The sequence below is a fragment of the Paenibacillus sp. FSL P2-0136 genome, assembly GCF_037975325.1.
Classification (GTDB): Bacteria; Bacillota; Bacilli; order Paenibacillales; family Paenibacillaceae; genus Paenibacillus_AQ; species Paenibacillus_AQ silagei.
Map to the genome: position 1 here is coordinate 5,616,368 of NZ_CP150244.1, position 13,232 is coordinate 5,629,599.

The window sequence follows — 13,232 nt, forward strand, 5'->3', positions numbered from 1 at the left end:
ATCTCCTATTCGTGTTTAATAATAAGTAAAGAGATTTACAAGCATACTGCATTCAAGGAGGAAGTGAAGAGTATGATTAAACAGGATATTCAGCATGCACTTCTCTCCAATCTATGCCAGCGCGTGCATTTGATCAGCGGAGAAACGTACACCGGAGTATGCCAAATCGATCATTCCGCAGATGCACTGCATATTGAAACGAATAAAGGGACCTTCACCGTCCCCTATTGGACGATCAAGCGATTCATCTAATCACATACCTACAACCCAAAAGACCTCACGGCCACATCAGCAGATGTGAACCATGAGGTCTTTCTTTTTATACTCATACAACCGGATTTGGGATCATATTGCCGCCCCGGCAATGCTTCAAGTAATTCAACGCATGGACCTGGCCAGTCATCTCCAGCTCCCCTTGATAGACCGGATCATGCCAGCCTTCAATATCAATCGTGCCCTGATAGCCGCCCTGCCGGAGAATGGTAATAATATCCGTCCAGTTCGAATCCCCGAAGCCCGGTGTCCGGTCCCATACATAAGACTTCGGTCCATGAATTCCGTACTCCTTGATGATATCCCAGGCGATAGTGACATCCTTGCCGTGCACATGGAAGATCTTATCCACCCATTTGCGCAGCTGCGGGATAGGATCGATCAGCGCAGTCAACTGGTGGGCAGGCTCCCATTCCAGCCCGAGATTGTCTGCCGTAACGGCGTTGAACATCTTTTCCCAAGCTGTAGGGTTATGCGCGATATTCCAGTCGCCCTTCTGCCAGCTCCCGCCCATCGCACAGTTCTCAAAAGCAATCCGCAGACCCTTGTCTGCCGCCCGCTTCGACAATTCGCCGAATACCTCAGCGAATCTCGGAAGCGACTCGTCAATCGACGAGCCGGGCAGCCGTCCGGTGAAGCCGCCGATAATGTCCGTCCCGAACAAGTGAGCGTGCTCAATCAGCTGCTCCCAGCCCGCAAGGGTATCCCCGCTCTCGGGGTTGCCGCCAAGCGGATTACCATAGATGCCGACAGCAGAAATGACGAAGTGATGCTCCGCCGCCAGCTCCCGAATCCGGGCCGCCGCCTCCACCAGATCGGTATCGCCAATCGTCTGCCAGAAATTCAGTTGAAAGGATTCGAAGCCATGCTCCACAATCTGCGGAATGACCTGGACGGCTTCGCCGCCACGGACCAAAGTGCCTATTCTCAAAGATTCTTGCATCCTTAATATCAACTCCAGTTAGTTTTATAGTCAGCGCACTGCTGTTACCGGCCCTTGATCATCTTGCAAGAACCCCGTTTGAGCAATACCGCATCATAGACAATATGCTGATGGGCTGAATGTTTGGTGATCAGGTCGAACAGAACCCCCACACTCGACAACGCCATTTCAGTGCCCGGCTGGCTGATCGTATCCAGCGCAGGATGATAGTATTCGGCCATCTCAATACCGTCGAAGCCGATGATCGAAATATCATCGGGGATAGATAAGCCTGCGGTAAGCACAGCCTTGGCCGCACCGATCGCAATCGTATCGGAGGCCGCAAAAATAGCGGTTACGGTTCTGTCGCGGTTCAGCAGTCTGCGTGCAGCGTTGAAGCCCGAGCTTGGGCTGTATTCACAATCCTCTACGAATCCCGAATTATAAGGTATGTTATGTTCTTCCAGCGCCATCTTGTAGCCAAGAAGGCGGCGGCTGCCTGTGGTGTCTTCCAGTAAAGGGGATTTGGCGAGAAAGCCGATGTTCCGGTGTCCAAGTGAAAGTAAATAAGAGGTTGCCTTATAGGCTTCCTTGGATTCATCGATCGTTACGCTTGAGAAGATAGACGGGTCCACTTCCTGTGAGGTGGTGATGGTCGTGAGTACGAATGGAACCGTTAACTGCTTGAATTTCTCTTCGGAGTGGTTATAGGTACCGCCCATGAAAATGATACCGCTAAGATTCTTCTCCTTCACCAGCTGAATGGCGGCGTTGATCTCATCGGTGCCGTCCTCTACCTGATGGATGAGAAACGGATAGCCGCGCAGATTGACCTGACGTTCAATCTCCTTAATCATAATGGAGAAAAACGGGTTAGTAATCCCTTTTACCATGAGTGCAATATTCTTGGATTGGGTTGTCTTTAGATTTCGGGCATTGGAATTGGGAATATAGTTATATTCCTTGACGACACTCAGTACCTTCTCCCGGGTGGCATCGCTCACCAGACCCTTGTTATTGATCACTCTGGACACTGTTGAAATGCCGACACCGGATATCCTGGCGATATCCTTAATGTTTACGTCCACTCTACTCCCCCATTTATAGGTAAGGGAGCTATAAGATATAGCTCCCCTGTAACCTATACATTCTTTTAGTTAACAGGTGTAAAATCTGCCAATTGTTTCTCTACTTCGGCAATGACCTTGTCAACTCCTGCTTTTTTCAGCTGATCGCGGTATTCTGCTACAGCCGTTTTTGGATCTTTGTTTGTTTTACCCAGCATGAGCTGAATACCAAGCTGTGCATTCACGTTCGAGATCGAGGCAATTTCAGTAGTTACATTAGCCGGGTCGAAGCTGAAGCCGTTGTACGGATCATCGATCGCTTCTTTATCCCATGCCGTGAACAGGTCTTTACGGACCGGGTTCTCAGTATCACTAGGAATCACGAACTTGTCGTTTCTGAGCGACCAAGCCGAGAAGCCGCCGCCGTCTGTTTTCTCATTGAAGCCTGGAGGCTGTTTCTTCACGCCGTCTTCAATGATATAGTGTTTGCCTTCAATACCGTACTGCATCAGGTTGTAGTAGCTTTCATCTGTCATGAATTTCTCAATAACCATCAGAGAACGCTCTGGATTATTGGAATTGGCGCTAATAACGGTTGAGTTGTCTACACCCATCTTACGTTTGATTTTCTTATTGGCTTCAGCAAAAGTATAGAAGGCTGTAGGAGCATCAGGCAGCGCCTTGATATCTCCGCCATACTGGCCGATCCAGTCCTGTGCATGAGTCAGATAACCCGCAGAGTTCGCGGCTCTGAAGTTGTCTTTGCTGCCGAGGGAAGCGGACAGAACGTCTTTGCCCCAGTAGCCCTTGTCGCCCCACTCACGCATTTTCACAGCCCAATCCTCGAATTCCTGGGTGAAGGCTGGATGGAATACAGTCTTGTAATCCTCTGGGCTCTTAGTGACCAGGTTCAATTCATTAAGCGAGATACCAGGTGCGTTCAGCCACATGCCTGTAGTATCTACGAGCATTCTGTACATGTTCTGTGCATCCTCAGCCTTACCGTTAATTGGCGGGAAGGATTCATTGGCAACCACATTATCCATGTATTTAACCATATCATCGATTGACTTAATTTCAGTCATGCCGTATTTCTTCAGCAGGTCAGTACGGTAGGCATAACCGGCAGGCGTGTATTCACTGAACAGACTCGGTACGCCGTAGATTTTGCCATCCACCTTCGTGTTCTGCCAGGAGGATTCTGGAATCTCCGCTTTCAGCTTAGGCGCTACCTTGTCCAGCATGTCGGTAATGTCGGTCAGCGCACCTTCAGTAGCCAGAGTGTAGTAAGACACAGGAGCACCCGGAGAAGCATGCGACAGATCGAACGATTCGCCGGAAGCGAACAGCAGCGGATACTTGGTCGCTACGTCACCCCAGTCAATATATTTGATTTCAAGCGTAGTATTCAGATCGGCCTTAAGCTTCTTGTTAATCTCAGCCAGAATGTCTTTATTGGTAACTCCTTCACTGCCCCACAGGTAGTACGTCAGCTTCGCTTCCTTAGAAGTGTCTACGCCTCCGGAATTAGTGGAAGTGGATGGAGTGTTCGACGAGCCTGTATTTCCACCATTTGCATTATTGCTTGACGAACAAGCGGATAGCACTCCAGTAAGCATGAGGACAGCGGCTAGAGAAGAAGCAATCTTTTTACCTTTCATTCGGTAAGCCTCCCTTTTCTTTTCTATATTATGGTTTTTGCATCTATAACAAACACCCTTCATTTGAAGCAGGCGTCCATTAACCCTTGACAGCACCGATGGTAAGACCGGTTACGAAGTAACGCTGAATGAATGGATACAGGAGAATGATCGGGCCTGTGGCCAGCACGGCTGTAGCCATTTTGATCGATTGGGTCGGCAGATCGGCTGTATTAATGACCGCCCCCGAGTTGATGAGACTGCCCATATTCGCCTGGTTGATCATGCGCTGCAGGAAGTACTGGAGCGGGAACTTGCTCTGAGTGTCCATGTACAGCATTCCGTTGTACCACTCATTCCAGAAGCCCAGTGCCGAGAACAGTCCGATCGTTGCCAGTGACGGAACCGCCAGCGGCATGAAAATCCGCCAGTAGATGCGGAAATCGCCTGCGCCGTCAATCGTCGCTGATTCATACAGGGAATCCGGGATCGCCTTCATGAAGTTACGCATCAGGAAGATCGACCACGCCCCTACCACCGCCGGCAGGATCATGGCGAACAGATTGTCCTTGAGGTGCAGATGCTTAACCATCAGAATGTAAGTCGGAATCAATCCTCCGCTGAACAAGGTGGTGAAATAGATCAGGAAGGAGAAGAAGTTACGGTATTTGAAATCCTTGCGGTTCAGGACAAATCCGGCCATGGACATCATGAACAGCCCGAGCACCGTACCGACGACTGTGATAAAGATCGTTACCTGATAAGCATCCACCAGCTTGGAGGAGTTACTGAGCAACAATTCATAGGCCTTGAAAGAGATCTCATTCGGTATCAGCTTGTACCCCTCGCGGATAATCTCCTGCTCATTCATGAAGGAGGATGAAATCATCAGCGCAAAAGGAAACACACAGAACAGGGCAAATACGGAGATGCAAATGTAGCTGATCACCTTAATGAAAATGCTGCCTGAATCCTGTTTAATAGTATTACTTGCCATATTAACACCCCTGTTTCTTATCTTGTCTTAGAACAACGCGCTGTCCGGTTCAACCTTGCGCACAATAAAGTTAACCACAAGCACCAGAACCAGACCGAATAAGGATTGGTAGAAGCCTACCGCAGCACCCATGGAGAAGTTAAATTGTCCTACGAGCGACCTGAAGACATACGTATCTATAATATCCGTCTGCGGATACAGCACGGAGTTTGTTCCAATCAGATTGTAGAAGAGGTCGAAGGAGCCTTTGAGAATTCCGCCCATACCGAACAGGAGGAGCAGAATGAAGGTTGGCTTCAGAATCGGCAGAGTCATATAACGGATACGCTGCCAGGTAGTGGCACCGTCCATATAGGCTGCTTCATAAAGATCATGGTTGATCCCCGTTATAGCTGCCAGATAGACAATCATACCGTAACCGGTACTTGCCCAGATCTTGAATGCTACAATGATGTATTTCCAGATTCCAGCGTCGGAGTAGAACTCAATCTTGTCTAAGCCCGTACTGGTAAGCATCGTATTGATAAACCCGGAGTTGAAATTGAACAGGTTATACGCGAACACACCGACGATAACCATCGAGATGAAGTTCGGAAGCAGAATAACCGACTGGGAGATCTTCTTGAACCACTTGCCTGCAATCTCCGACAGCATGATGGCAAATACAATCTGGATGATGTTACCCAGTGCAAGGAACACCAGATTGTAGAGCAAAGTATTCTTGGTGATATTCCAGAGGTCTCCGTTCTGAATCAGGAACTCGAAATTCTTGAGTCCGATAAAGTCACTGCCAAAGATCCCTTTGTTGAGCTTGTAATCTACGAATGCCACGTAAGCGCCAGGCATTACCGCGTAATGAAACACAGCAAAATACACAATGACAGGCAGCAGCATGAGATACAGCACTTTGTTCTTCAATAATTCCCGGACAACATTTCCGCCCGATTGTACAAATCTTGCCAATGAACCCACCTCCAAATTAAACATTGCATTCCACTGCAACTAATTAAGCATTCTACTGCAACTAATTAACCCTTTTCGACCATATAGAAACGTTTCCATTATTTCTTTGTGTTTCCCCTGCTCAGAGCATACTCCTTCCTTGTATACGCTGTCAAACATTTTTTATTTTTAAATAACAAGTAATAAAATTACATTTCGCTGTACATAATAGATGAAAAGCCGTTTTTTTTATAGATAATTGACTTTTTTCAGTCAAAAGTCTAAACTCGAAATGTATCGCCTATGGAAACGTTTCTATTTATTCTTTACATGGACATGTCAGCCATTTTTTGTGACATCTGATGATGAATTCCCCCGTTCTGATCGATTTCATGTCCTAACTTAAGCACTGGAAAGCGAGGCTCGATATGATATTCAAACAACAAATGAACATGATTACCTTAACCCGGGATGACCTGTCGTATACATTCCTGCCTACAGGAGATATTTTTGAATTCACGCAGGGCTCCACTCTTATTAATCTGTTCCAGGGTAATCCGGCAGAAGGCTCTTCCAATAATATCTATCTGCGCGTATATACGGAGCAAGGAATCCAGAGCTATCCGCTGCTAGGTATTAAGTCGGGCTCCAAGCTGTCCCGTACCGATGACAAACTGATTTTTGAAGGTTCTATAGAAGCAATCAGCTACCGCGTTACCTTCGCACCGGCCAAGGACGGCATCTGGTTCTGGCAGCTTCAGCTCTCCGGCAACGGCGAGACTGTAGATGTAGTGTATGGCCAGGATGTAGGCATTGCAGACAAAGGCGGCATTCTCGCTAATGAGCTGTATATGAGCCAATATCTGGATCACAGCATCTGGGAAGGCCCGCAGGGCTACGCCGTCTGCTCGCGCCAGAACCAGCCGCAGGGAACTAACTTCCCTTATCTTCAGCAGGGTGTAGTCGGCTCGCGGACAGTAGGCTACTCCACGGATGGTATGCAATTCTTCGGCATTTCCTATAAAGGCAGCTATGTGCCTGAGGCGCTTGCTGGCAATCTGCAGAACCGTAATTATCAATACGAGCTGGCTTATACCGCACTCCAGACCGAGACTATGGTCCTGTCGGCTCCCGTTGAATTCGCCTTCTACGGCCTGTTCCGTCCGAATCATCCGGCTGCTGTAACCGGGCTTGAATTCCAGGCTGAGCTGCAGGCAGCTTATGCAGAGATCGACTGGAGCAGCAAGGAAGCCGTGCCAAGCCGGGATGTTCCTGTGCTGAGTGACGACATCGGCAAGCCTTATGTCTCCCCACAGTGGTCACAGGCCGAGATTGATGACACCTTCCCTAACCGGAAGCTTGAGGAGATAGAGAACGGCCAGCTGCTCTCTTTCTTCACAGACGGGCATGTCCATGTGGTTCTGCAGCCTAAGGAGCTGCTTGTGGAACGTCCGCATGGCCATATTATCACCTCGCTGCTGGGCGACAAGCAGGTAGACAACAACCTGATCTCCTCCACTAACTATATGTACGGTCTTTTCAACGGTCAGACCGTGGTGGGGAATACCTCTTTCCATAAAGGGCTCTCTACGCCGCGCGGCCTGCTGAACATTCAACGCAATAGCGGTCAGCGGATCTATGTCCGCATGGACGGGGTTTACCGGATTCTTACACTGCCTGCGGCTTACGAGATGGGCGTGAATTTTGCGAAATGGCATTATCAGCTGGAAGACGATGTACTGACCGTTACTTCGATCGCAGCAGCAGGCCAGCCGGATGTCGCGCTGCAGGTACATTCGAAGCTGGGCAAATCCTATGATTATCTGATCACGAACCAGCTGGTCATGGGCGAGCATGAATTCCAGCATCCGGTACGGGTGGAAGAGAAGGACAGCATCCTGCAGCTTCTTCCTGATGAAGCATTACTTCAGAAGCTTCCTTATCCGGGCCTGCATTTCGATATCCAGCTGCCGGGAACCGCATATACCTACAGCGATGACCGGATGTTCTTTGCCGACAGACAACCGCGCAACGGCACTCTGCTCACCTTGTCGGTAACGCAGTCCTCCGGCTTCCAGCTTGTGATTCAGGGCAGACTTACAGCAGCAGATGCTAATCCACTGGCGGCACCTTACACACTGGAGAAGGAACAGGCAGCGTTTAACGAATTCTACGCTTCGTTCACTTCCGGCTTCCAGCTGGAGCTGGATGGCGCGGAGCAGTCACGGATCGACATTCTGAATGAGACCGCATGGTGGTACACCCATAATGCGATGACCCACTTCATCATGCCGCATGGCCTTGAACAGCCGGGCGGAGCAGCCTGGGGTACACGCGATGTCTGTCAAGGGCCGATGGAATACTTCCTGATGACCCAGCATTATGAGCTGGCCCGCAACGTTCTGCTGAAGATCTATTCGCATCAGCTGTGGGAGAGCAAGGAATGGCCGCAATGGTTCATGTTCGACCAGCATCCGGTTCAGGCTCATGAATGGCATGGCGACGTCGTGCTCTGGCCGCTGAAATGCATCAGCGATTACATCATGGCTACCGGAGACTACACGATTCTTAACGAGAAAATCGGTTATCACCATCTGGCGGATGCTCAGCCAAGCCAGCAGACCGAGACAGTCCTCGAACACGTGAAGGCTGCTGTAGAGACAATCCGTGAACGCTTCGTACCGGGCACAGCTCTGATCAACTATGCCGGCGGCGACTGGGATGACACCCTGCAGCCTGCCAATGAAGCGCTCAAGACCAAGCTGGTTAGCGCATGGACGGTCGCACTCGCCTTCCAGGTGATCCGCAATCTGTCCCAGGTGACTTCTGCCGATCCTGAATTCTCCGCCAGCCTGTCAGCTATGGCCGAAGAGATGAAGGAATCGTTCCGTACCCTTCTGATCAAAGACGGCGTGATCGCCGGCTTCGCTTACTTCCAGGAGGACGGCAGCATTGATTATATGCTTCATCCGCTGGATACAGAGACCGGCATTCATTACCGGTTACTACCTATGACCCGCAGTATTATTGCGGAGCTGGTTACTCCGGATCAGGCGGCAGAGAACCTGCGCCTGATCGACGAGCACCTGAACTGCCCGGACGGCGTGCGCCTGATGGACCGTCCTGCCCGCTATGAAGGCGGCGTAAGCACCATCTTCCGCCGTGCGGAGCAAGCAGCCAGCGTCGGCCGTGAGATCAGCCTGCAATATGTACATGCCCATATCCGCTATATTGAAGCTTCCGCCAAGCTGGGCGAAGCGAAGCGTACCTGGGATGGCCTGTTCCAGATCAACCCGATCAACATCCGGCAGAGTGTGCCTAATGCCCAGCTGCGCCAGAGTAATATGTACTTCAGCAGCTCGGACGGCGACTTCCCTGACCGCTACAGCTATCAGGAGAACTTCGACCAGCTGCGTGACGGCAGCGTAGAAGTGAAGGGCGGCTGGCGGCTGTACTCCAGCGGTCCCGGGATCTATCTTAATCAGCTGATCTCAGCCGTTCTGGGTATCCGCTTCAGTGAAGAAGAGCTGATTATCGATCCGGTCCTTCCGGCCAGCCTTGACGGCCTGCGCTTCACTTATGAGTGCTTCGGCAAGAAGATGACCTTCGTCTATCACATTAGCGCAGGTGAGGCCCGCACCCCGGAAGTGCAGGCAGCAGGCGTTGCTGTTACCGGTCAGGTACTACCGAATCCATACCGCCCGGGCGCGGTAAGCATTGCCAAGAATCACCTGCTGAGCCTGCCCGGCGATGAGCTGCATATCAGCTGCATATCTATGTAACACAATAACTTTCAGTACGCTTACGAAGGAGTTAGCCATGACTAAACCGTTTATCCAGGATCTCGTGAACGATATGACACTAGACGAGAAGTTAGCCCAGCTTACCCAGCTTGGTCCATACTATTGGGGTCTGGATGATACCGTGGATTTGACGGGTCCATTCAAAGAACTTAATATCGAGCCGCAGGTAATCAAAAGCATCGGAAGCGTTCTGAACGGCATCGGCGCACGGAATGTCATTGAGCTGCAGACCCGGCATCTGGAATCCAGCCGTTTGAAGATCCCGCTGATCTTCATGGCCGATGTCATTCACGGCTACCGGACCATTCTGCCGATTCCGCTCGCCATAGGCTGTTCTTTCGATCTTGATGCCTGTGAGCAGTTCGCTGAAGTAGCTGCGCGGGAGAGCGCTGCCGCCGGCATTCACCTCACCTTCTCTCCGATGACCGACCTCGTACGCGATCCACGCTGGGGCCGGGTCATGGAGACCTCCGGTGAGGACCCTTACCTGAACGCCCGGGTGACTGAGAGCATGGTCCGGGGCTACCAGGGCAAGGACCTGAAGGAGCCGGGGCGGATCGCTGCCTGCGTGAAGCATTTCGCCGGCTACGGCGCGCCTGAAGGCGGCCGTGAATATAACACGGTGGACATGTCCACCGGCGTGCTCCGCGAGTTCTATCTTCCTGCCTACAAGGCGGCAGTAGATGCCGGTGTCGCTATGGTGATGGCTGCGTTCAATACCATTGACCGCATTCCGTCCAGCGGCAACAGCAAGCTCCTGCGCGGTATTCTCCGCGAGGAATGGGGCTTCGATGGCGTAACCATCGCCGACTTCAACTCCGTGAACGAGCTGGTGCCCCACGGCGCAGCGCAAGACGGACGTGAAGCTGCCCTGAAGAGCCTGGTAGCGGGACTTGATATCGAGATGATGTCCACCCACTATCTGAACCATGCTGCCTCGCTGGTCCAGGAAGGTCTGCTCGACCTCCGCCTCATCGACGAAGCGGTTACGCGGGTACTGGAGCTTAAGGATGCCCTCGGCCTGTTCGACAATCCGTTTAAGGATGCCGACCCTGTAGCTGACGAAGCCGATAAGCCAAGTCCTGAGCACCTTCAGGCGGCACGCGAGATGGGCGCCCGCTCGATCGTTCTGCTGAAGAACGAAGGCGGAGTCCTGCCGCTGAAGCGCGGCATGAAGATCGGCCTCGCCGGTCCCTTCGCTACCTCGATCAATGTTCTTGGCGGCTGGGCCGGTACCGAGAAAGACCCTGCGGTCTCCCTATACACGGGCATCACCGGCAAAATCCCGGCAGCGGACCTGCTCACAGCCATGACCGGCGAGCTGGGAAGCATGCTGGAGGGTGTATTCGATGTGGAGGATGCTTCCGAAGCGGCTTACGAACAGCTGAAGGACTGCGATGTCATTCTTGCCGCAGTCGGCGAGAATCAGCAGGATACCGGGGAAGGCGGCAGCAAGGCCAGCCTGCGGCTGTCCGCCAATCAGGAGAAGCTGATCCACCGCCTCAAGGCAACCGGCAAGCCGGTGGTCACCATTGTGTTCAGCGGACGTCCGCTGGAGCTTGCGCCAGTGCTTGAGTCAAGTGACGCGCTGGTACAGGCCTGGTTCCTCGGCACCGAGTCGGGGAATTCCATTGCAGATGTGCTGTTCGGCGATTATAACCCGTCCGGACGCCTCTCCATGAGCTTCCCTTACTCCGTGGGACAGATTCCGGTGTACTATAACGCTTATCAGACAGGACGCCCTTATGATCCCCAGTATCCAAATGTGCGTTATGTAACCCGTTATCTGGATATTCCAAATGATCCGCTGTTCTGCTTCGGCTACGGCCTGAGCTATTCCGCCTTTGCCTATAGCGGCTTCACGGTAGAAACTGCGGCAGACGGCAAGGTGCTTGCCTCCATCCAGGTGGAGAACACCTCGGAGGTTACCGGCAAGGAGACCGTTCAGCTCTATATCCGCGATGTTACCGCAAGTGTGGTCCGTCCCGGCAAAGAGCTGAAGGGCTTCAAGCAGATTACCCTTGCCCCGCATGAGAAGCAGACGGTGTCCTTCGAGATCACCAGAGACATGCTCATGTTCTATGGCCAGGATGATCAGCTCGTGTTCGAGCCTGGAGACTTCGATATTATGCTCGGTGCCAACTCCGGCGACCATAGCATGCAACGGATCTGGATCGGCTGACCCTACCCATAGTCATAACAAATAGCGCCAATCCTACACTTCATAAGTGTAAGGATTGGCGCTATTTATATTGCACAGCTCTGCGTTACGCCCCGGTCAGCAGCTCGATATCCAGCCGGGCAAAGGTATCCTTCCATTCCGCAGAGCAGCCGCTGTCCGTCAGCACCATGGAGATATGCTCCAGCGGAGCGATCTGGGCAAAGGTAGTGATGCCGAATTTGGAATGATCCGCGACCAGAATGGATTCCTCGGCCCGTTCCATCATTTTGCGGGAGATGAGGGCTTCCTCCAGGTGGTAGTCGGTGATTCCCTCCGAGAGCGAGATCCCTCCGGCAGAGATGAACGCCTTATTCACCTTGAACTGCCCCAGCAGATCATGCGCGGTGCCCCCTACTGCCGCCTGATACCCTGCATTCACCTCACCCCCGGCAAAAATAACCTTCCCCGCAAACTGCTCCAGCGCACAATTCAGCACGGGAACAGAGTTCGTAATCACCGTCACCTGTGTACGGTCCTTAAGCGCGCGCATAATCTCAAGGGTCGTTGTCCCGTTGTCGAGGATGACCGTCTCACCGTCTTGAATGAGCGAGGCTGCCAGCTTGCCGATAGCCTGCTTGCCCGGCAGATGCATCTGGGCGCGCTTCATGAACGTAGGCTCGTGATTCTCCGAGCGGATTCGCACCGCTCCCCCGTACACCTTGCGCAGCCGCCCTTCCTTCTCCAGCCGGTCGAGATCGCGCCGGATCGTCTCCGTCGTCACCCCGAACCGTTCCGCGAGAAAATGCACCTGCACCTTCCCCGCAAGCTCCAGCTGGGACAGAATCGTGTGCTTGCGTTCTTCATAGGTCAGCGACATCTATGCTTCCTCCAATCGTTGTAGATTTTATAGTGATTGTACTTTTAATTACTTTAACTAACTAATGGCTTGCTGAGGGTTTACCGCGCCCGTTTAGTGTGCAAGGGGGAGGCTTAATTGCAATTTGTACAACTAAATCGCCTTATGTGCTGCCAAATCTCCGTTTAGTTGTAGTTCCTGCAATTAAAATGCCTCTATATCTGGATTTTCGCCCATCCGGGAAAATTTAGTTGTACGAACTACAATTAGAAGAGGAAGCCCACCCGTTCCACTGTTTTTAGTTGCACAGAATACACTTATCCCTGTTGCTTTGCTATGAACGCAGCTTCATACCATATTTATGGAATGAAATCACTTATTTATTTCTGATTCTCTACTAGTTAGTACAAAAAAATGTATGTTGGGTAGCTCTAGTTGGAATGTTGTTTCTAGTGCATTGATGTTGTTTTCACCAGTATATGAATCTGAATTCCACTTGTCAATGTGGACCCCTTGCCACAGAAACATCCTTGGTAGGCATGTCGGTGTGACACACATTGTACTTTATACA

The 13,232-nt window shown here is 51.5% G+C and carries 9 protein-coding genes; 3 read left to right on the top strand and 6 right to left on the bottom strand.

Annotation, left to right across the window (positions count from 1 at the left end):
* The first annotated feature begins 72 nt into the window (after positions 1-72).
* Positions 73-252, top strand: coding sequence for a hypothetical protein (locus NYE26_RS23825; RefSeq protein WP_036697495.1), 180 nt, complete (start codon positions 73-75; stop codon positions 250-252).
* Positions 253-325: 73 nt separating this feature from the next.
* Here the strand turns inward: NYE26_RS23825 and NYE26_RS23830 are convergent, their stop codons facing one another.
* From NYE26_RS23830 to NYE26_RS23850, 5 genes are all read right to left on the bottom strand, one after another.
* Complete coding sequence (locus NYE26_RS23830; protein WP_339250593.1) at positions 326-1,204, bottom strand: sugar phosphate isomerase/epimerase family protein; 879 nt, start codon at positions 1,202-1,204, stop codon at positions 326-328.
* 56 nt (positions 1,205-1,260) lie between these two features.
* Positions 1,261-2,283 (bottom strand): LacI family DNA-binding transcriptional regulator, encoded by a 1,023-nt coding sequence (locus tag NYE26_RS23835; RefSeq protein WP_339250595.1) that lies wholly within the window; start codon positions 2,281-2,283, stop codon positions 1,261-1,263.
* Positions 2,284-2,348: 65 nt separating this feature from the next.
* Positions 2,349-3,923, bottom strand: coding sequence for a DUF3502 domain-containing protein (locus NYE26_RS23840; RefSeq protein ID WP_339250597.1), 1,575 nt, complete (start codon positions 3,921-3,923; stop codon positions 2,349-2,351).
* Positions 3,924-4,002: 79 nt separating this feature from the next.
* On the bottom strand, positions 4,003-4,899 hold the full coding sequence (locus NYE26_RS23845; protein ID WP_036725974.1) for a carbohydrate ABC transporter permease: 897 nt from the start codon (positions 4,897-4,899) through the stop codon (positions 4,003-4,005).
* A gap of 27 nt (positions 4,900-4,926) precedes the next feature.
* Entirely contained in the window at positions 4,927-5,862 is a 936-nt protein-coding gene (locus NYE26_RS23850; protein WP_036725975.1) for an ABC transporter permease subunit, read from the bottom strand.
* A gap of 407 nt (positions 5,863-6,269) precedes the next feature.
* Between NYE26_RS23850 and NYE26_RS23855 the strand changes: the two genes are divergently transcribed.
* Entirely contained in the window at positions 6,270-9,623 is a 3,354-nt protein-coding gene (locus tag NYE26_RS23855; RefSeq protein ID WP_339250600.1) for a cellobiose phosphorylase, read from the top strand.
* A complete protein-coding gene (gene bglX, locus NYE26_RS23860) occupies positions 9,592-11,826 on the top strand; it encodes a beta-glucosidase BglX (protein WP_339250602.1) in 2,235 nt (744 codons plus the stop codon). The genes NYE26_RS23855 and bglX overlap by 32 nt, the downstream gene beginning before the upstream one ends.
* A gap of 85 nt (positions 11,827-11,911) precedes the next feature.
* Here the strand turns inward: bglX and NYE26_RS23865 are convergent, their stop codons facing one another.
* Complete coding sequence (locus NYE26_RS23865) at positions 11,912-12,682, bottom strand: DeoR/GlpR family DNA-binding transcription regulator (RefSeq protein WP_339250604.1); 771 nt, start codon at positions 12,680-12,682, stop codon at positions 11,912-11,914.
* Positions 12,683-13,232 lie beyond the last annotated feature (550 nt).